This window comes from Cupriavidus sp. NPDC089707 (assembly GCF_044748965.1).
Taxonomy (GTDB): Bacteria; Pseudomonadota; Gammaproteobacteria; order Burkholderiales; family Burkholderiaceae; genus Cupriavidus.
Genome location: NZ_JBIVHB010000012.1, coordinates 175,145 through 194,263 on the forward strand (window position 1 = coordinate 175,145; position 19,119 = coordinate 194,263).

The 19,119-nt window shown below is 65.5% G+C and carries 21 protein-coding genes; 4 read left to right on the forward strand and 17 right to left on the reverse strand.

Annotation, left to right across the window (positions count from 1 at the left end):
- Positions 1 to 24: 24 nt before the first annotated feature.
- A complete protein-coding gene (locus ACIP1U_RS20235; protein ID WP_400318395.1) occupies positions 25 to 327 on the forward strand; it encodes a hypothetical protein in 303 nt (100 codons plus the stop codon).
- Positions 328 to 623: 296 nt separating this feature from the next.
- Here the strand turns inward: ACIP1U_RS20235 and ACIP1U_RS20240 are convergent, their stop codons facing one another.
- The 9 genes from ACIP1U_RS20240 to ACIP1U_RS20280 all read right to left on the reverse strand — a co-directional run bounded on the left by ACIP1U_RS20240 (position 624) and on the right by ACIP1U_RS20280 (position 7,875).
- Complete coding sequence (locus ACIP1U_RS20240) at positions 624 to 911, reverse strand: GYD domain-containing protein (RefSeq protein ID WP_400318398.1); 288 nt, start codon at positions 909 to 911, stop codon at positions 624 to 626.
- A gap of 217 nt (positions 912 to 1,128) precedes the next feature.
- The gene (locus tag ACIP1U_RS20245; protein ID WP_400318401.1) at positions 1,129 to 2,148 is read right to left on the reverse strand and encodes a TGS domain-containing protein; all 1,020 of its coding nucleotides are present in this window, start codon (positions 2,146 to 2,148) and stop codon (positions 1,129 to 1,131) included.
- 26 nt (positions 2,149 to 2,174) lie between these two features.
- Positions 2,175 to 3,269 carry an AmmeMemoRadiSam system radical SAM enzyme gene (amrS, locus tag ACIP1U_RS20250; protein ID WP_400318404.1) on the reverse strand — a complete coding sequence of 365 codons (1,095 nt, stop codon included), beginning with the start codon at positions 3,267 to 3,269 and terminating at the stop codon, positions 2,175 to 2,177.
- 64 nt (positions 3,270 to 3,333) lie between these two features.
- Positions 3,334 to 4,746: an MFS transporter gene (locus ACIP1U_RS20255; RefSeq protein ID WP_400318406.1), complete on the reverse strand. Its 1,413-nt coding sequence runs from the start codon at positions 4,744 to 4,746 to the stop codon at positions 3,334 to 3,336.
- Positions 4,743 to 5,471: a hypothetical protein gene (locus ACIP1U_RS20260; RefSeq protein WP_400318409.1), complete on the reverse strand. Its 729-nt coding sequence runs from the start codon at positions 5,469 to 5,471 to the stop codon at positions 4,743 to 4,745. Before ACIP1U_RS20260 ends, ACIP1U_RS20255 begins: the two co-directional genes overlap by 4 nt.
- A gap of 77 nt (positions 5,472 to 5,548) precedes the next feature.
- On the reverse strand, positions 5,549 to 5,800 hold the full coding sequence (locus ACIP1U_RS20265) for a DUF1488 domain-containing protein (protein WP_400318411.1): 252 nt from the start codon (positions 5,798 to 5,800) through the stop codon (positions 5,549 to 5,551).
- A gap of 73 nt (positions 5,801 to 5,873) precedes the next feature.
- The gene (locus tag ACIP1U_RS20270) at positions 5,874 to 6,191 is read right to left on the reverse strand and encodes a hypothetical protein (RefSeq protein ID WP_400318412.1); all 318 of its coding nucleotides are present in this window, start codon (positions 6,189 to 6,191) and stop codon (positions 5,874 to 5,876) included.
- A gap of 110 nt (positions 6,192 to 6,301) precedes the next feature.
- Positions 6,302 to 6,439, reverse strand: coding sequence for a hypothetical protein (locus tag ACIP1U_RS20275; protein ID WP_400318415.1), 138 nt, complete (start codon positions 6,437 to 6,439; stop codon positions 6,302 to 6,304).
- Positions 6,440 to 6,549: 110 nt separating this feature from the next.
- Positions 6,550 to 7,875, reverse strand: a complete 1,326-nt coding sequence (locus tag ACIP1U_RS20280) for a PLP-dependent aminotransferase family protein (protein ID WP_400318417.1) — start codon at positions 7,873 to 7,875, stop codon at positions 6,550 to 6,552.
- An 83-nt stretch (positions 7,876 to 7,958) separates the two neighbouring features.
- Between ACIP1U_RS20280 and ACIP1U_RS20285 the strand changes: the two genes are divergently transcribed.
- Both ACIP1U_RS20285 and ACIP1U_RS20290 read left to right on the forward strand, forming a co-directional pair.
- Positions 7,959 to 8,588 carry a LysE family translocator gene (locus tag ACIP1U_RS20285; RefSeq protein ID WP_400318420.1) on the forward strand — a complete coding sequence of 210 codons (630 nt, stop codon included), beginning with the start codon at positions 7,959 to 7,961 and terminating at the stop codon, positions 8,586 to 8,588.
- 35 nt (positions 8,589 to 8,623) lie between these two features.
- A complete protein-coding gene (locus ACIP1U_RS20290) occupies positions 8,624 to 9,031 on the forward strand; it encodes a VOC family protein (protein ID WP_400318423.1) in 408 nt (135 codons plus the stop codon).
- Between the two features lie 80 nt (positions 9,032 to 9,111).
- Here ACIP1U_RS20290 and ACIP1U_RS20295 read toward each other — a convergent pair whose 3' ends face one another.
- The 6 genes from ACIP1U_RS20295 to pqqA all read right to left on the reverse strand — a co-directional run bounded on the left by ACIP1U_RS20295 (position 9,112) and on the right by pqqA (position 14,280).
- Positions 9,112 to 10,335: a polyhydroxyalkanoate depolymerase gene (locus ACIP1U_RS20295; protein WP_400318426.1), complete on the reverse strand. Its 1,224-nt coding sequence runs from the start codon at positions 10,333 to 10,335 to the stop codon at positions 9,112 to 9,114.
- A 772-nt stretch (positions 10,336 to 11,107) separates the two neighbouring features.
- Positions 11,108 to 12,292, reverse strand: coding sequence for a pyrroloquinoline quinone biosynthesis protein PqqE (gene pqqE, locus ACIP1U_RS20300; protein ID WP_400318428.1), 1,185 nt, complete (start codon positions 12,290 to 12,292; stop codon positions 11,108 to 11,110).
- Positions 12,249 to 12,521, reverse strand: a complete 273-nt coding sequence (gene pqqD / locus ACIP1U_RS20305; protein WP_400318431.1) for a pyrroloquinoline quinone biosynthesis peptide chaperone PqqD — start codon at positions 12,519 to 12,521, stop codon at positions 12,249 to 12,251. Before pqqD ends, pqqE begins: the two co-directional genes overlap by 44 nt.
- Complete coding sequence (pqqC, locus tag ACIP1U_RS20310; RefSeq protein WP_400318434.1) at positions 12,518 to 13,210, reverse strand: pyrroloquinoline-quinone synthase PqqC; 693 nt, start codon at positions 13,208 to 13,210, stop codon at positions 12,518 to 12,520. Before pqqC ends, pqqD begins: the two co-directional genes overlap by 4 nt.
- Positions 13,207 to 14,124 carry a pyrroloquinoline quinone biosynthesis protein PqqB gene (gene pqqB, locus ACIP1U_RS20315; RefSeq protein ID WP_400318436.1) on the reverse strand — a complete coding sequence of 306 codons (918 nt, stop codon included), beginning with the start codon at positions 14,122 to 14,124 and terminating at the stop codon, positions 13,207 to 13,209. The genes pqqC and pqqB overlap by 4 nt, the downstream gene beginning before the upstream one ends.
- Before the next feature lie 81 nt (positions 14,125 to 14,205).
- Positions 14,206 to 14,280 (reverse strand): pyrroloquinoline quinone precursor peptide PqqA, encoded by a 75-nt coding sequence (gene pqqA / locus ACIP1U_RS20320; protein WP_012355514.1) that lies wholly within the window; start codon positions 14,278 to 14,280, stop codon positions 14,206 to 14,208.
- 83 nt (positions 14,281 to 14,363) lie between these two features.
- On the opposite strand from pqqA, the gene ACIP1U_RS20325 reads away from it, so the two are divergent.
- A complete protein-coding gene (locus ACIP1U_RS20325) occupies positions 14,364 to 15,356 on the forward strand; it encodes an alpha/beta fold hydrolase (RefSeq protein WP_400318439.1) in 993 nt (330 codons plus the stop codon).
- Positions 15,357 to 15,390: 34 nt separating this feature from the next.
- Here ACIP1U_RS20325 and ACIP1U_RS20330 read toward each other — a convergent pair whose 3' ends face one another.
- Together ACIP1U_RS20330 and ACIP1U_RS20335 are read right to left on the reverse strand one after the other, a co-directional pair.
- Complete coding sequence (locus ACIP1U_RS20330; protein WP_400318442.1) at positions 15,391 to 17,820, reverse strand: spermidine synthase; 2,430 nt, start codon at positions 17,818 to 17,820, stop codon at positions 15,391 to 15,393.
- Between the two features lie 15 nt (positions 17,821 to 17,835).
- Positions 17,836 to 18,576 carry a protein-L-isoaspartate(D-aspartate) O-methyltransferase gene (locus tag ACIP1U_RS20335; RefSeq protein WP_400318445.1) on the reverse strand — a complete coding sequence of 247 codons (741 nt, stop codon included), beginning with the start codon at positions 18,574 to 18,576 and terminating at the stop codon, positions 17,836 to 17,838.
- Positions 18,577 to 19,119: the final 543 nt, after the last annotated feature.

The following is a 19,119-nucleotide window of genomic DNA, read 5'->3' on the forward strand; positions in this document are numbered from 1 at the left end:
TCTTCCGCGCGATGGGAGAAAGACATGGCAACTTACGAGTTCAAGGACAAGGATCTCCAGTTCCTGGCCCAGGGCGCTGACTCCTGTTTTGCGTCGCCTGACACGGCTTTCGTGGAATGCGCAGACAGCCATCCGGCGTTCATGGTGACATGGCCGGAGAGCGGATCGACGATGATGAGCCTCAAGGTGCAGATCCGGGCAAGCCAGTACGCCAGTTACCTGACGGATCCGTTCAGGGGACGAGAAGTCTTGCGCAAGGCGGTCGAAGATCGCCTTGCGCTGATCCACACAGTGAAAAGCGGACTCCTGCTCGCTCCCGATATCTAGTGGGCACCCAACAAAAAAGCACCTGCTACAGGTGCTCAGTGCTTCCAGCCATCGGGGGCGTCCGAACCGGGTCAGCAACTCATGATCCGGCTCGGACTTGCAGGCATATGTCGCCTGCACGGTCACGCTTCAACCAGTAAACCGTCTGGGAAACATGATCGTTTCGCTGACCTACCTTCGCTTTACTAGAGCGTGTCTCAGCCAGCACTTTGATTATAGGGCGGCCGACGAGCAGGTCAACCTGAATCCGGGGCTGTGCCGCCTGCCGCGCAAGCAGCCTGATCCATCGATCTCCGCTACAGGGACGCGATGAACTCGTCCCACGGCGTCGCTTGCAGCGTCTCGGTCGCGGCGTGTCCGTAACCTCGGATGATCAATGCCGCACGCTCCAGTTGTTTCAGGTCGTCCGTCTCGACAATGTCCACCACGTCAAAGCGCCCGAGTGTCAGATAGCTGCCTTTCCAGGTGACGGCAGGGCATTCGGTCTTGACTTTCTCGGCCACCGTGGCGGCGAGTTTCTTCATGTCCTTGGGATCCGTGAATGCGTCAGGAGCGAGACGGCTGAGGATGACGTACGTAGTCATGGCATACCTCCGTGCAAGAAATTGCTCTGCAATCCCGCACCGCAGTCATGCAGGAGCAACCGCCGCGCGTTATGCAGAAGCGTAGTGGCGCGTCTGCCATCGCCATTCGCCTGCGTCAACGGTTGTCAGGGACGTTGCATGGTTTCAAAGCGGCACCGGGCACGCGACAGACGGTCATTTAGTCTATGTCATCGGTGCTCGCTGGCCAGCGATGCGTCTACACATGCAGTTCCACCACGTCTCGATCGGCTACCGGATGATCGGCGCCCACCTGCTGCCCGCTGAACTTGCCGCTCCCCCAAATGCGGGCGAATTTGAACGTACGCGCGAGATCCGGGTGCACCCGCAATGCGACATCCAGTACGGTATCGCCGCGGCGCAGTGTAAAAGGCCGACTCTGGTCGACGGGCTTCCCGGGTGCCTTGGTGTAGACACGCACGATGCTCAGGGCCCTGAAAAGAAACGGACCGATCTCGGCCAGTCCTTGTCCGCGGGTTGCCGAGGTCGCGAGCACCGGAAAATGTACACCGAGCAGCTCTTCGAGCACGGCCGCGTCCTCCGGGTTGGCGAGATCGGCCTTGTTGGCCAGCAGCAGGGCAGGGAGGTGAACACTGAACGGGTCAGCCGCCGCCGATGCTGCCGATGCCGCAGGGCTGTCGGCCTGACCCGGCCAGCGCTCCGACAGGTTAATCCTTGCTTCGGCGAGTCGCCGGAGAATCAGCGCCAGCTGTTCTGTACAGTCCGGCGCGCTCAGATCGACCACGAGCAGTACGCCGTCTGTCACCCGCACGATGTCGGTGAGCCCGGGTTGCATGAACTCGGCTGAGACAGGTGGCAGATCCACCAGCTGAAATGCAATGTCCTCGAACGGCAACATGCCGGGAACCGGTGACTGGGTCGGGTGGGGGTAGGGCCCGACCTCATTGCCCGATCCTGTCAGCCGCGCGTGCAGGCTAGATTTTCCCGCGCCGGACGGGCCGATCAGGCAGAGCTGGGCCGCGCCTTCGGGATGCACTGCATGTGGCGGCCCCCTGTGAGCGGCCTTCGCGTGGCCCGCAGATTCCTGGGTCAGTTCCCTGATCCGCGACTTGATATCGGCTTGCAGGCGCTCCGTCCCCTTGTGCTTGGGGATGACACGGAGCATCTCCTTCAGGCATTCGAGCTGCTCGTGCGGCTGGCGTGCCAGCCGATAGGCTTGTTCGGCCTGCTTGTACTCGGGAGTGAGGTTTGCTGGCATGGGCGCGTCAGCGCTGCACCATTGGCTTACGTTCCGATGTGCACAGGAATCCGGCGCCGCCCGAAGTGTTGCTCGAAATGCCCGAAGCAGCCGGCAACCGGTTCAAAGCAGTCGGGGCAGGTTCCGGTAGGCGTGAGGCGATAGCTCTCGATCGCATGCCAGTCGCGCACGATCAGTGGTGCACCACAGCCGGGGCAGTAGGTGGTTGCGCCTTCGGTGTCGTGGACGTTGCCGGTGTACACGTAACGCAGCCCCTCATCGATCGCGAGCTTGCGGGCATGCGCGAGCGTGGAGAACGGCGTCGGCGGCACGTCGCGCATCTTGTAGTCGGGATGAAACCCTGTAAGGTGCAGCGGGATGTCGGTGCCAAGTTCCCTCGCGATCCACTGTGCCTCTGCGCGGATCTCCTCATCGCTGTCGTTCTTGCCGGGAATCAGCAGCGTCGTGATCTCGAACCAGACTTTGGTTGCGTGCTTCAGGTACAGGAGCGTATCCAGCACCGGCTGCAGATGCGCGCCGGTGAATGCAACATAGAACGCGTCGGTAAAGCCCTTCAGGTCGACGTTTGCCGCGTCCATCCTGCTATAGAAATCTCGTCTTGCCTGCTCGCCCATATACCCGGCCGTCACCGCCACCGCCAGGATGCCCAGTTCGCGGCAGGCATCGGCAACGTCCATCGCGTATTCGGCGAAAATCACCGGGTCGTTATAAGTGAAAGCCACGCTCTTGCAGTGGTGGGCCGCAGCCGCTTCGGCAATGGCTTCGGGCATGGCTGCCACGGCAAGTGTTTCCATTTCACGCGACTTGCTGATGTCCCAGTTCTGGCAGAACTTGCAGGCCAGGTTGCAGCCTGCGGTGCCGAACGACAGGACGGCGCTGCCCGGGTAGAAGTGGTTGAGCGGCTTCTTTTCGATCGGGTCGATGCAGAAGCCGGATGAGCGGCCATAGGCGGTCAGCAGCATCCGGTCGCCAAGCCGCTGACGCACGAAGCAGGCGCCACGCTGCTCGTCATGCAGGCGGCAGTGGCGCGGACACAGGTCGCACTGCATGCGGCCGTCGTCCAGGAAATGCCAGTAGCGACCGGGATACGTTCCCGGAGAGGGCGTTTCGATTGCCGTCATGGCCTATCCCTCCTGAGATTCAATCGCCAAGGGGCAGTTTCATTCTAGACCGCGGTGCGTGCTCCTACCGGCAAGCGGGTCCGGCAGCGGCGGCGCCGTACCTGGTTTCCAGCCCCACCTTTCGCTCGGCGCGCAAGGCGGCCCGCCGCCCGCGCACGGTGTTGACCCCGCACAGCAGCCCCAGCCCGACGACGAAGTAACTGCCGGTAACCAGCAGCGCCTGGCGGTGATCGCCGCCCGTCAGCCAGCTTGCCATGCCATAGGTCAGCGGCCCGGCGATCGAGGCCAGCTTGACCGCAAGGCCCCAGAGCCCGAAGAACTCGGCCGCGCGCGAGGGTGGGGCCAGCAGTCCGACCATGGCCCGTCCGGTGGCCTGGGCGGCGCCCAGGCACAGGCCGGCCACATTGGCGGCGAGCCAGAACAGCGGCGCTTCGCGCGCGGCATGCGCAAGCAGGATAGTCAGGATCCAGCCCAGCAGCGTCAGGGCAATCGCGCGGACGTGGCCGATGCGGTCCTGCACGGGCCCGAACAGGAAGGCGCCGGCCGCTGCCGTCAGGTTGACCACCAGTACCAGGGTCAGGGTCTGCTGCATGGTGAAGCCCATGGCCTGGTTGGCGTAGATGGCGGTCAGCGTGATCACTGCCTGGATGCCGGCCTGGTAGAACACGGTGCATAGCAGGAATCGGCGCAGGTCGTGGAACTGGCGCAGGTGGCCGAGGCGCTGCAAGACTCTGGCCCAGGCCGTGCCGATGGCCTGTTCGCCAGCCGGCGCGGCCGTCGCAGCCGACGCAGCGACCGGCGGCGGCACGCCGCGGTCGCGCAGCAGCAGGAAGGTCGGCAGGCTTGCCAGGGCAAAGATGGCGGCCGTGATCAGCATGGTGACTGGCACGAACTGGCTGGCGGTGTCGCCGCGTGCGCTGGCCCAGTTGACATAGAGCAGGCATGCGCCCAGCGTGACCAGGCCTCCGATATAGCCAAGGCTCCAGCCCCAGCCGGACACCCTGCCCAGGGCGCGGGCGGTGGAGAGCGACGGCAGAAAGGCGGCGATCAGGTTCTCGCCGCTGCCGAAGAAGAGGTTGGACAGGACCACGCACAAGATGGCCAGGAATAGTGTGCCGGGCTGCGCGAAATAGAGCAGGCCGGTGAATACCACGCAACCCGCCGTCGTCACGGCAAGCAGCGTCTTCCTGGCTGCGCGCAGGTCAGCGTAGGCGCCGACGAACGGCGCGGTGAGCACCACCAGCGCATAGGAGAGGGAAAGTGCCCCGGTCCAGGCCAGCGTGGCCCACGGGGCATTGCCGGCCACGACGGCGACGAAATAGGCATTGAACAGCGCGGTGATGACCACCGTGGTGTAGCCCGAGTTGGCAAAGTCGTACATGGCCCATGCCCACACTTCGCGCGGCCGCACGTCGGCGCCCAGGGCAGCGGGCACGCGGGGCGCGCGAACCTGGCCACGCGATTCGGGCACGGTCATGTTCCTTCCTCCACGATGCGGCGCCGTTTCAGCCGAAGCACGACGCCATAGACGGCCAGCGCTGCGATCACGTGCTTGAGCGTGTGCCCGCTGACCAGTCCTGTCAGTGCAGCGATCTGGTGGTCCAGTACATCGCAAACCAGTGCGAGTATATAGCCACCGGTGATGGCCAGCACATCCCGATCGCCAGTGTAGCGCGGTGCATAGAGGCAGAGCAGCAGCGGCACCACCAGCATGGCGCAGGCCTGGATCAGGAGGTAAGGGCGCAGGTCGCCGCTGCCGCGGGCTTCGCTCCATGCCCAGTAGCCGACGCTGGCCGGCCCCGCGATCAGCAGCAGCGGCAGCAGCCGCAAGCCGGCTTTCAGGCTGGCGCGCTCGCACACGTTGGCGCCCAGCCAGGCCATCAGCGCGAGCGCCAGCGGAGCCCGGTCCCACACCAGCCGCTGGTTGTCCGGTGCCAGGTGGTAATAGCCCGAGCCCAGGCCCACGAGAAAGACCGCGAGAAAAAGAACCCGGTAAGGCCAGGCCTCGGCCGGTGCGATAAACGCTCGGCTGACGGAGCTGGCGCCGAGATAGCGCAGGCCGGCCGCGCCCGCGAGCAGGAACAGCAGGTTCGTGCCGATGTCGAGGCAGTGGGGCGTGCCGAAGCAGACGTAAGGGTCGGCGAAACGATGATACTGCGGTGGCTGCGCGATGCGCGGCAGCAGCCAGGCTCCGACGGCCATGGCCACAACCAGCAACCAGACCGCGGCAGCCCTGGCGGCAGCGCGGGCTTGCCGGCAGGCGCGCATTGGCCGGCTTCTTAGTGCAGCACGTAGAGCGTCTGCGGCCCCTCGGCATAGAGCGCCATGGCCATCTTCAGGATCTCATTGCGATGCCGGTCAAAGGAGGCCAGCAGCCCAGCTTCGTCAGAGCCGAGCGCGGCGTCGAAATCCATCAGTACGCGGTCGTCCACAACGAAGGAAATTTCGCGTGCGTTGTCATAACCCCAGAACCACACGCCATGCCTGGACTCATCATAGCTGCGGCTGGGGTTGGGGAAGCTAAGTGCCATGTTGTCGTCCCTGCGTTCTACGCTTTTGACCGGACCGGGTTGCTACGCTCACTACCAGCGCGGAGCGCACCCGCTAGTTCGTATTGCCTTTCATGCCCTCGGCTTCCATCGCGGCATGCAATTCCTCATACGCCTCGATTGGCTCCATGTCCTGGTCGACGAACGCGGCCGCGCGCTCGGCGGCGGCCACCGCGTCGCGCGGGATGTCGCTCTGGCTGTCGTCCTCGGTACTCGGCGGCAGCAGCATGTCCTCAAGCATCCCGCGCAGCTCAGGGGTATTCCATGGCTTGCCCAGCCTGGCCTTCCTGTTCAGGTAGTGACGAATTTCCGCGTCTTGCTCGGCGGTGAGCGGAAGCCCGCGAAAAGTGGGGTCCGTACTGTGATGGATCATGATGCGCCTCCCGAAGCGGTCTGCGCTTTCAATGTGGAGAGATCAGTTCCTTTCGGCGAACGTTACAAGGTGCGTGTCATCACTGTGCCGCGTGTCCGCGGCCAACCGATTTACGACTTCTTCTTGGCGACACCTTCGTTCCCAACCCTCGAATGAACCGTGCTGAACGGGGTTGCCGGCACTGCTGGCTTCTTGGGCTGCTTGGGTTTTTTGGGTTCGCGAGTGCTGCGCAGTTGACTCTTGGCCATGATTGCTCCTAGTGCGTTGCTTGCCAAGGTGGCAGTTCCAGCTTACGCCCTAAGAAGCTTGAACAACATGACTTTCATGACATCCGCAGAAAGAGGCACTCGGCAACCAATCACTGCGCGACCACGGCCCGGATTTCACAAAGCGCCCGCTGCAGCATTCCCAGTCCTATTGACCCGAGCGCCACCCGCAATGCATGAGGGACGTGAGGCGTTGCCGCAAATGGCTCGGCGGTCGTCACCAAAACCCCCTTGCGCTCAAGTTCGGCGACGACGCGGTCGGCACGCAAGCCTTCGCCGAGCTCCAGCCAAAGGTAATAGGAGCAGGGGTGGGCAATGACCGTGCTGCCTAGCAATATCTGGCGGGCCAGGTCCTGGCGCAGCCTGGCGTCATTGCGCTTGCGGTCTTCCAGGGCATCTACCGTGCCGGCTTCGATCCAGCGGCAAGCCAGGGCGACGGTCAGTGAAGGGGTATTCCAGGTGGATACGCGAATGGCCTGTTCGAGAGCGGGAATGTGTGCGTGCGGCGCCGCAACGAATCCAAACCGCAATCCCGACGCCACGCTCTTTGAAAGGCCCGACACATAGATAGTCCGATGTGGCGCATGGGTGAACACGGGTTTCGGCGACGGCTCGGCCAGGAAGGCATAGGCGCCATCCTCGATGATCAGAAGATCGTGCGCATCGGCAAGCAACGCCAGGCGGGCGCGATCCTGCTCCGGCATAACTGTTCCCAGCGGATTGTGCAGCGTGGGCATCGTATAGACGGCCCGCACGGGCCGCCGCTTGCAGAGCGCCGCCAGGGCATCGAGGTCAGTGCGGCCGGCCGGCTGTGGCAGCGGCTCGAGATCCAGCCGGTGCGCGTGCGCCAGCGCCTTGATGCCGGGATAGGTGAGGGCATCGACTGCCAGTACGTCGCCAGGCTTGAGCAGGGCCATGATGGTCACGGCCAACCCTTGCTGGGCGCCGTTGACGATCAGTACCTGGTCACCGCCGACGCGGATATCCCGGTTTCGCAGATGCCTGGCCACCGTCTGCCGCTCGTGCGGCCGGCCGCCCTGGGGCGCCGAATGGAGCAGGGCATCAAGATCGCCCGACACGGCCAGGCTGCGCAGGCCCTCCCGCAATATTTCTGCCTGGTCCGGCAGAGAGGGGTAATTGAAGGTCAGGTCCACCGCGCCAGCCTTGAGCGGATGCTGCTGCAGCCCCAGCCCGCGCGGCAGCGAAGTATCGCGTACGAAGGTGCCACGGCCTGGTTCGCAGACCACCAGCCCGGCCGCCTCGAGTTCGCCATAGACCCGCAAGGCCGTGGCCAGCGCGACGCGATCCTCCTGCATCAGCGCGCGAACGGTGGGCAACTGCGTGCCCGGCAATAGTTCGCCCACGCGGATGCGCGTCGCTATCCGATCCATGATCGACTTGTATCGCGCCCTGGTCATGGCTTGTATCTAGAACAATTTTTTGGTTGTATCAGGTGATGGTCTTACTCTACCAGCATTCAACCAACCAACAGGCGGCAGGCATGACGGATCTGGCAACCCTTTCTGTATTCGCCGTGGCGGTGATGTTTCTGCTGATGTCCCCGGGGCCCAATATGATGTTCGTGCTCACGCATGGCGTGACCTACGGCTGGAGCGGCGGCGTGGCTTCAGCGCTAGGCATTGGCGCGGCGGACCTGGTACTGACGATACTGACTGCGACCGGCATCGCGGCCGTGGTCGGCAGCATGCCGGCGGCTTTCGACGTCATTCGCTATGCCGGGGCCGTGTACCTTTTGTGGATGGCCTACAAGTGCCTGCAGGCACCGGCCGCACCAGGCAGGGCCATCGCGTCGCAGGCGACGCTGAAAGCCGTGTTCGCGCGTGCCATGCTGAACAGCTTGCTCAACCCCAAGGCCTTGCTGTTCTTCGTGGTGTTCCTCCCGCAATTCGTCGTGCCGGGCCATGGGCCGGTTGCTCGGCAATTACTGATCCTCGGGGGCGTGCTGACCGCGATCGCCGTCGTGTTCCATGCCGCCCTCGGCGTGGGCAGCGGCGCCGTCCACCGCTTCCTGAATGGCAATCCGAAGCTCGCGCGCCTGCAATCGCTGGGGCTCGCCACCGTATTGGTGGTGCTGGCTCTCCGTCTGATCGTGATGGTGCGTCCGGCCTGAGCCGCAAGGCGCGACAACAAGCAAGGATGACCCCAATGTTCAGCCACATTACGGTCGGGTGCGCCGATCTGGAGCGTGCCGCCGCCTTTTATGACGCGGTGCTTGTCCCCCTCGGCCTGGTACGGCGGGTGGTAGCAGCGGACGGCGGGCCTGCCGCGGCATGCTGGGTGCGCCCAGGACGCGCGCTGCCAAGGTTCTATGTCTACCTCCCCTTCGATGGCAATGCCGCCACTGCCGGGAACGGCAGCATGGTCGCCTTTGCCGCACCGTCGCACGCGGCCGTTGAAGCCGCCTACACGGCAGGGCTGGCCATGCGCGGAAGCGACGAGGGACAACCTGGGCCGCGGCCACACTACGGCCAGGGGTACTACGGCGCCTACCTGCGCGACCCGGATGGCAACAAGGTGCACATCGCTTATCGTGGCGATATCGCCGATGCCTGAGGGCTGCTCTGTTCAACGGGACCGACCGGGACCGGCGACGCGGGGTCAGGGCCGCTTCTGCCGAATATGTGACATGGCGCTCAGTCTGCGCACCGTTGAATGAACTGCGTAATGGCCGGCAGGATGGATTGCCGGAATCCCTGGCCGGCGAACGTCCCGTAGTGACCCACGCCGTCAACGACCAGGTGTGCCTTGCGGGCGTCGGCAAGGCCTGCGCAGAGTGCGTGGGCAGCTTCGGTCTGGCCGCGGCCGGTGATGTCATCCTCGCCGCCTTCAATGGTCAGCAGTGAAACGTTCGCAATGGCCTCGGGGTAGACGCGGCGCTGGCCGATTTCCATGCAGCCGCGGCTCAGGTGATGCTCCAGGAAAACCTTCTGGATGGTTTCCAGGTAGTACTCGGCCGGCACGTCGAGCACGGCGTTGTACTCGTCATAGAACTGGCGATGCCTGGCGGCTTCGTGCCGCCTGCCATCGACCAGGTGGCGGTAATAGTCAAGGTGCGCACCGGCGTGGCGCGCGACGTTCATCGAGACGAAGCCGGCAAGCTGCAGGAAGCCCGGATAGACCCGGCGCCCCCGTCCGGGGTAGCCGTCGGGCACCCGTTCGATGACATTCGACTCGAACCATGGCAGCGCATATTTCTGCGCGAACTGGTTGACCGCCGTGGGGCTGGCGCGGGTGTCGATCGGCGCGGCGATAAGCGTCATGGAGCGGGGCTGGGCGTGCTCGTTGTCCTCGGCCATCTGGGCGACCGCACAGAGTACGGGGACGCCCGGCTGGCATACCGCTACAACATGCGTGCCGGCGCCGAGGTATCGCATAAATGTCTTGAGGTAGTCGACATAGCTGCCAAGGTCGAAGTCGCCCGCATCAAGCGGGACCAAACGCGCATCTGCCCAATCGGTGATGTAGACATCATGCTCGGGCAGCAATGCTTCGACCGTTGGGCGCAGCAGCGTGGCGTAGTGTCCCGAGAGCGGCGCGACCAGCAGCACGCGGGGACCGGGGCATGGCATGTCCTTCCTGAAATGCAGCAGCCGGCAGAAGGGCGCCTCGATCAGCGCGGTCTCGGTGACCGCCACCCGTTGCCCGCACGCGGTGACCTCGTCGATGGCGAAGCGAGGCTTCCCGTAGGACTTGGTCAGCCGGGTGAACAAATCAAGCGCGGCGCCGGCCTCGCGCATCCCTGGCAGCCACGCGATGGACTCGCCCCAGAAATCGACGGCACGCTGACCCGCCTCCACCATGGCCCCGAGCGGCCCGACCGACTGCAGCGTGAGTTCACGCAGAGCATAGAGCGCCATGGTAATCCTCGCCTTCTGAAAAAATGGTTGCTGCGTTGTTCCGAGGCCGGGACCTGCAAACCGGGCAGCCTCTTTGTTGGCGCGATGCCGCGATCGCGTCAGCGCACAGGGTGCGCCGGACAGCGGCAGGACCGACTTCGCTCAAGGTGGATGGGCGCGCGGCAGGCCCGTAACGCGGGTCGGCCGGAGGGAGGGGGCAGTGCTGCCCCGGGAGATGCCGCGCACGGCCGAGGTGTCGTCGACGTCGAATTGCCTGAGCGCGGGTAGCGTGCGTCTTGCCGGGAAGGCTGGTCGGGTTGCTATGGCCGGATGCAAGCGTACGGCCCAGGTCGCACGCGAATCGATTGGAATGCTGCATGACGTCCCCACCACTCAGGGCCACCGACATTGCGTCGCAACGTCGGCGGAACAACATGCATTCAAGTTACGCTATTTACATTCAGTAACATATTCGATCTAACCCTATTGCAACGCTTTGCATGCGGTTCTGCGTGGAGAAGTGATTGATATGGCATCGCCGGTCGAGGCCGTGGGTTCAAGATCACTCACAAAGTGATGCTTGATTGCTCACGGGTCGCGGCACATTTGGCTGACTGCGGTCCCAACTGTAAATCTTTGCAACCGCGGAAGTGCGACTGATCCTCGCGGCGGCCTGCTTCGTGCTCGGCTTTATGGATGCTTTATGGGAGAGAAGAGCAAGCCAGTGGCAACCCGGGGCGACTCGCACTCGCTCTCTTCACGCTGTGTCGAAGTAGTGCACCCGGCCCGGCTTTCACTTGCGCGCAGCGCTCAGGCGCAGCGAGTTGCCATCGCTGCGAAACACCATGGGCGGGACTTCGCCGCGCGCCTGCAGGGCCGCAAGCCGGCCCTGCAGCACGATCTCGCTGACCTTGCCATGGTCGGCGGAGCGCTCGCAGACCGGATCCGTGGCGGTGGGGTCGCCGGTCAGCAGGAAGGCCTGGCAGTGGCAGCCGCCGTAGTCCTCCTCCCGTTGGTCGCAGGACCGACACGGTTCCTGCATCCATGCCGTGCCGCGAAAGCGGCGGAACGCCTCACTGTCGCGCCAGATCTCTCGCAACGCTTGCGTCGTCACATTCGGCAGCGCCAGCCCCGGCAGCATGCGCGCCGCATGGCATGGCAGGGCCGTCCCGTCGGGCGCCACGCCAAGTAAGGTCGTGCCCCAGCCATTCATGCACTTCTTGGGCCGGGCCTCGAAGTAGTCGGGCACCACGAACAGGATCTGGCAGCGCTTGCCGATGCGCACCCGGTATTCGCTGACCACGGCCTCGGCCTCCAGCAACTGCTCGCGCGTGGGCAGCAGCGCAAGCCGGTTCTCCCACGCCCAGCCGTAGTACTGGGTATTGGCCAGTTCCAGGTATTCCGCCCCCATCTGCAGCGCCATCTCGATGATGGTGCCGACATGCGGCAGGTTATGCCGGTGCAGCACGCAGTTCATCACCATCGGGTAGCCGTGCGCCTTGATCATCCGCGCTACGCGCTGCTTCAGGTCGAAGGTGCGGGTACTGGACAGGAAGTCGTTGAGCTCGCGCGTGGAGTCCTGGAAGGACAGCTGGATATGGTCCAGCCCCGCGTCGCGCAACGCCGCAAGCCTGGCATCGGTCAGCCCCACGCCAGAGGTGATGAGGTTGGTATAGAAGCCGAGGCCATGCGCATGCCGCACCAGTTGTTCCAGGTCCTTGCGCAGCAGCGGCTCGCCGCCGGACAGGCCGAGCTGCACGGCGCCCAGCGCGCGTGCCTGGCTGAAAACATCGCACCACTGCGCGGTGTCGAGCTCCGCCGTGTGGCGGGCATAGTCCACGGGGTTCGAGCAGAAGGCGCAGTGCAGCGGGCAGCGGTAGGTCAGCTCGGCCAGCAGCCACAGCGGCGGACCGGGCGGCGCGGCAGCGACGGCGTCAGACCAGCCAGCCGCGATCGGTCGCATGTTTGACAAAGGCATGTACCTCCGGGGCGATGCCCTGCACGCCGAATGCGGCCTGCAGGTCGTCGATCAGCAAGTCGAGCGTATGGCCGCCGTCGCAGCGCTGCAGGATCGCGGCGGCGCTGTCGTTGAGCGTGACCATGCCTTCCGGGTAGAGCAGCACCCAGCTCCGCTGGGCCTCTTCCCATTGCAGGCGGAAAGTCCGGTGCAGCAGCGGGCGGGCAAGATCTGTCGGATTGGCTGTCATGGCTGGGCTTGCTGGATGGCGTCGAGCATCGACCAGAGAACGTCGAGCTTGAACTGCAGGATGTCGAGCGCGCGCTGCTGCTGTGCCGGGGTACGGAAGTAATCCAGCGTCACGCGCAGGCCATGGTCGGTGTCACGCTGCGCCAGCGGGATGCGCGAACGGAAGTAGTCCAGCCCGGCGGCCTCGATCCATGGGTAGTGGGTGGGCCAGCCGGCCAGGCGCTCCTTGTGGATTGCCGGCGCGAACATCTCGGTCAGCGACGAGCACACCGCCTCTTGCCACGGCGCGCGGCGCCCGAAATTGACGTAGGCATCGACGGCGAAGCGCACGCCCGGCAGCACGTGCCGATGATCCAGCAGCGCCTCGCGCTCCAGCCCTACGGCCAGGCCCAGCCGCAGCCAGGCCTCGATGCCGCCGGGCACGATGTCGGTGCCGTCATGGTCGAGGATGCGCACGACCCACTGCCGGCGCGTGTCGCGGTCGGGGCAGTTGGACAGGATCGCGGCATCCTTCAGGGGGATATTCGCCTGGTAGTAGAAGCGGTTCGCCACCCACGCGCGGATCTGTTGGGGCGAACACTGCCCCGCCGCCATGCGCCGGTTGAACGGATGGTGGATGTGGTAACCGCTTTCCTTGGCGCGCAGGCGGGCCTCGAACTCTGCCGGGCTCCATGCAACGGGGTGTGTCATAGCGCGATTTCCATGCCGTCGCAGGCGAGCTCGATGCCGTGCCGCGCCAGTTCGGCGCGTTCGGGCGAGTCTTCGACCAGTACGGGGTTGGTATTGTTGATGTGGATAAGGAGCTTGCGGGCGGCGGGCAGCCGGTCGAGGATCTCGATCATGCCGCCGCGGCCTGACAGCGGCAGGTGGCCCATGTCGGCGGCGGCCTTGGCGGAGAAGCCCAGGGCCTGCATCTCGTCCTCGCGCCAGAAGGTGCCGTCGACCAGCACGACGTCGGCGTTGCGCAGTTCCGCGAAGACGCGGTCGTCGACGCTGCCGAGGCCGGGTGCATAGAAAGCGCGGCGCCCGCTGCGGCAGTCTTCGATGCGCAGGCCGATGTTGTCGCCGATCCGCGGGGCATTGCGGCCGGGGGAATAGGGCGGGGCCTTGCTTTGCAGCGGCACGGCCGTGAGCCGGGTGCCCTCCAGCGGCGGCACGGTGAACGGTGTGCCGTCGCAAGGCAGGGCGTGCGTCTGCAAGCCGCAATAGTGCGACAGCATGCGGGGCAGCGGAAACGCCGCACCCAGGTCGTCGAGGACCGCCGCGGTCGCATAGAGCGGCAAGGCCTGGCGGTGCTCGCGCAGCATCAGCAGGCCGGTGACGTGGTCGATCTGCGCGTCCATCAGCAGCACCGCCGCGATGGCGCTGTCGCGCGGGGCGCGCGCCGGCTGCAGCGCGGGCGTCTGGCGCAGCTGCTGCAGGATGTCGGGGGAGGCGTTGACCAGGATCGAATCCGGTCCGTCGCCGGACAGCGCGATCGACGACTGCGTGCGCGGTGTGGCCCGCACGGTGCCGCGGCGCACGCCGTCGCAGTTGTGGCAATTGCAGTTCCACTGCGGGAAGCCGCCGCCGGCGGCCGACCCCAGTACCCGGATGGTTGTCATGGCGCGAACGCTTTTGTCGTGGGGCTTGGTGTCACGGGCAGGCGCGTAGTCCGGCAACGCGGGCGCTGCGCCTGTCCCCGATCAGCGGTTGGCGATATACATCGTGATCTCAAAGCCCAGCCGCAGCTCGGTGTAGGCAGGCGTGGTCCAGGTCATGTCTCTCTCCTTGGGTGGCATGGTTAGTGAATATCGTCGTGGCGCGGCAGGCTGGCTGCCGCATCCTCGTAAAGGCAACATCCATGCCCGGCATGTCCATGACCACCGCCTGCTTCTACCTGCGCACGCCGGACGCCCAGCGCGTTCATGTGCGCCTGGCCGGCGCCGCGCACGGCGAGCCATGGCTGGTGCTGCATGGCGGCCCCGGCAGCGGCTGCCCGGCGGCGATGGCGGCATGGTTCGACCCGCAGCGGCACCGCGTGGTCATGCCGGACCAGCGCGGCGCCGGCCGGTCCGGGCCGGCGGGCAGCCTGCGCCGCAATAACGTGGGCGCGCTGCTGGCCGACCTGGAGCAGTTGCGCCGCACGCTGGGCATTGAACGCTGGGGCGTGGTCGGCGGATCGTGGGGGGCGGCACTGGCGCTGGCTTATGCCGCACGCTGCCCCGATGCGGTGGCGGCGCTGGTGTTGCGCGGCGCATTCCTGACCGGGCGCGACGACGTGTTCAACCTGTTCTCGTCGCGCCATGGCGGCCGCATGCTGCAACGCGTAAGGCCGCTGGGCGAGCGCCTGCCCGATGCCCGTGCGCGCCTGCTCACTGTGTCACGGATGTTTCAAAGTGGGACACCTGTCCAGAAACGGGACATCGCCGCGGCGTGGCGGGCGAGCGAGCGGGCATTGCTCGGCGTGCCGCCGCGCTTGCGCACCCGCCGCCAGCCCCTGCGCGAGAGCCAGGCAACAGTGGCCAAGTACCGCATCCAGGCGCACTACCTGCGCAACCGCGCGGGCCTGGGCAAGCCGGCCCTGCTCAGGGCGGCGCGGGCGATTGCCGCGCACGGCCTGCCGGTAACGCTGCTGCATGGCCGGGCCGATGCGGTCTGCCGGCCCGCCAATGCGCTGCGCCTGCAGGCGGCGATGCCCACCGCGCGCCTGGCGTGGGTGGGCGGCGGGCACCTTGCCGTCGGTGCGATGGGCGCGGCACTTGCTGCCGCCATCGGTGCGGCGGGCGGGTCTCAGCGGGGGGCTGGTGCGGCAGCAAGTGCGAACTGGCGCGCATCTTTGCCGGCTACGGGGTGACGATGCAGGAGCCGTGAGGCGAGGGCGAGTGCCGTCATGGGCAGGCCAGTGCCGCAGCCGCGTACAGCAGCAGCGCCACCAGTATCACCGCGGTGAAGCCGGCATGGATCGCGACCAGCGTGGCCAGCACCGCCGCCACCACCGAGGCGCAGGCGTTGATGCCCCAGGCCCAGGGCACCAGCGTTTCGTCGCGAGCCGCGACCCGGTCCAGGCCCAGCGGAAAGGGCATGCCCATCAGGAACGCCAGCGGCGCGATCAACAGCACCGCGACGGCAATCCGGGCCGGATCGGGCAACGCGATCAGCAGCCGGAAGACGGCCGGCAGCGCCGCGAGGTAGAGCAGCGATATCGCCCAGATGCCGGCGACCGCCAAAGTCGCCTGGCGCCCGTCGCGCGAGCGCAGGCGCTGCGAGTACCGGCTGCCGAGGCCGGCAAAGCAAAGGAAGGCACACAGCACCACCGCGACCGCGTACAGCGGATGGCTCAGGAACAGGATGAATTTCTGGATGAAGGCGATCTCGACGAACATGAAGCCGACGCCGACCGCCAGGAAATAGAAGCCGACGCGCCATGCACGCGGGCGCGGCCCGTCGCCGGTTGCCATATCGGCCACCGGATGCATGCGGGTACGCCGCCGCAGGACGCGCAGCGGGACCACGATCAGCAGCAACGCCGCCGCGGTGGCCTGCAGCAGCGTGGCCACCAGCACCGGATAGCCCCATTCCAGCAGCGGCAGGCCGCCTTGCGATTTCAGCGCCAGCAATTCAGGCAGTGTGCGCCATTTGAAGAAATGGAAGAAATAGGGCTTGTCGTCGGTGGCGGGCCGCACGTCGAACTTGTATTCCGACAGGAAGCGCGCACGGTCAGGCCCGAGCAAAGCCTGCGCAGTGTCGAAGAAGTAAGGCCTGTCGAGCACGTTGAAGCGATTGGCCTGGCCTGCCTGGATGCCGGGATAGTACTCAACGTCGAACGAACGGGCGCGGCAGAAGGCCTGCAGCGCGGCAAGCTCCGCCGCGTCGAACTCGCCGTTTTTCACCAGCAGCGTTGCCGTCTTCCAGCCGCGGATCAAAACCAGCCGCAGCGCGGGCGCCGGCACGTCCATCTTCTCCATGGCGGCCACGGCGGTGGCGAACAGCCTGGGGATATCGCGCGGCGGCAGCGTGACCCAGCGCGTGATGGCCAGCATGCCACCGGGGCGCAAATGGCGCAGATAGCCCTGGAAGGCTTCCACGGTATAGAGATAGCTCTCCGACAGCGCATACAGCCCCGCCGAAGACGTGCTGAAGGAATCGAGCAAGGCCACCTGGATCAGGTCGTAGCGGTCCTTGCTGGCCGCCAGGAAGCCGCGCGCCTCGCCGGCAAAGACACGTACGCCAGGCGCGCTGTAGGGCTTGCCGGAGAACGCGGCGAGGCGGCCCTGGACCAGCTCGATCACCTGCGGATTCAGCTCCACGGCATCGACGGCGCTGGCATGATGCCAGATCGCCTGCAGGACGTCCGCCCCGGCGCCGCTGCCCAGCACCAGCACCTCAGGGTTTCGCAGCAGGTGGAACGGCAGGGCAGAGGTGAGGTCGCCAAGGTAGGCCAGCGGCTCGCGCCGGCCGTCATAGTGGTTGAGCGCGCTGAGCCCGTCGCCATCCGTCAGCACGGCCAGTTGCGGCGGCGGCTCCGTGCTGGCATTCAGGCTCAGCCCGGGCGCGTGACGCAGCGGGATCGACGGGCTTTCCACCACCGTGACCAGTCCGAGCGGACTGGAGCGTTGCGCCACCACCCGTGCATCCCCCACGCGCAGCACCTGGCTCAGTTCCTTGTACTCGGATGGCCGCAGCGCGATCCATGCTCCGGGCACGGCAGCCGGCACCATCGCCCCCGCCAGCATCAGCCCCGGCAACCATCGGCGATGCCAGCGGCATTCCACGCATGCCAGCGCGGCCGCCGCCATGCCTGCCGCGCTGACCAGCCGCAGCGCCCCGACCGGGCTCAAGACGAACAGCGCCACGATGATCCCGAGGCAACCCAGCCCGGCACCCAGGATGTCGAAGCTGTAGACGCGATGGACCTGCGTGTTGAAGCGTGAAAACACGAGGCAAACACTGGTCGCCGCGCAGAAGAATGGCACGAACAGCAGCAGGTAGAGCAGCAGCAGGCGCAGCGGCTGCGATGGTTCCCACAGGATTTCCAGCGGATTGAAGGCGACCTGCTGGGCAATCGCGAAACAGGCCATCGCAGTGGCGCCGAAGAGCAGGGCGCCCGCAACGAATGCCGGCATGAAATGGCGCAGCAGCGCCGGCCGCGCGAGGGCGACCAGCGCGCCGGCCGCGCCATAGCCCAGCAGGGCGACGCTGATCATCATGTAGGCGAAGTGGTGCCACAGGATGATGGAAAGCAGCCGCATCAGCAGGATTTCATAGCCCAGCGCGGCGGCGGACAACAGTGCCAGGGCAAGCAGCGGCGGTCGTGGCATGGTGCCGGCGCCGCGCTATGGCCTGCGTACCAGCGGCACGAACCTGACCGGCAGGATCTGCCGGGTGGACACGGCGCCGTCGGCGGCCTTCTCGACCAGCAGCAGGTATTGCGTCATGAACTGCGCGCCCACCGGGATCACCATGCGGCCGCCCGGCTTGAGCTGGCGGATCAATGGAGGCGGCACATGGCTGGCCGCGGCGGTGACGACGATGGCGTCATACGGCGCGTGTTCCTCCCAGCCGTAGTAGCCATCGCCGACTTTGCATGCCACTTGCCGATAGGCCAGTCGCTTCAGCCGGTCGCAGGCCTGCCGTCCCAATGGCTCGATGATCTCGATGGTGTAGACCGCCTTGACCAGTCCGGCCAGCACAGCCGCCTGGTACCCCGAGCCGGTGCCGATCTCCAGCACGGTATCGCCGGGTTTTGTCATCAGCAGGTCAGTCATCAGGCCGACGATATAGGGCTGCGAGATGGTCTGGCCAAGGCCGATGGGCAGCGGGCGGTTGTGATAGGCGTATGGCTTCTGCGCATCGGGGACGAACTCGTGCCGCGGTACCTGGCCCATCACCGCCATGACGCGAGGATCCAGCGTGTGCCTGCCGCTGGTTGCGCCGGCTTCGGCCGCGATGGTGGCGATCTCCTTCACCATGTCGGCGCGCTCGGCGCTGCTTGCGTCCTGGGCGCTGGCGCTGCGCCATAGCGGCGCCACGGCCAGGGTGGCGGCGAGCAGAAGGAGGGCGGGTGACGGTTTCACGGCAAGCACCGGTAGGTTGCCTTATTGACATCGTAGTCACGAAAAGGCGCGTTTCTAAGGGGCCCCGCCAGGCGGTTCATGCGCATGACTCGACAAGTGGCAAAAGAGGCACTTCCAGTAGTTTTTGAAAAAGACTTGCCACTTTGTTTCCGGGGCCCTAATATTCGCCCCCCTTCCTGCAGCGCAAGCAGCATTGCACGCCGGGCAGGAGGAATTGGGTTGTTGAGATTTACTTCGGCTGGCAGCGCCGGTTGAAAAAAGAAATTTCTCGAAAGCAGTTGCCAAATCGTAGAAAAATCTTTAATATCTCGTTTCTCCGCTGCTGACAAAGCAGCGACGCGACAAGCAAAGCGAATCGCGAAAGTTCTTTAACAAACAAACACCGATAAGTGTGGGCGCTTGATTAACGGATGCGAAAGACTTCGGTCTTTTAGCTTACAAGTTATAAAGTGCTCGCACAGCAAAACGTGACTGGGTCTTCGGATCTGGTCAGTCAGTTTTCTGAGAGTGAGCGACCGCTCGAAAGAGCGAGACCCGCGAGGG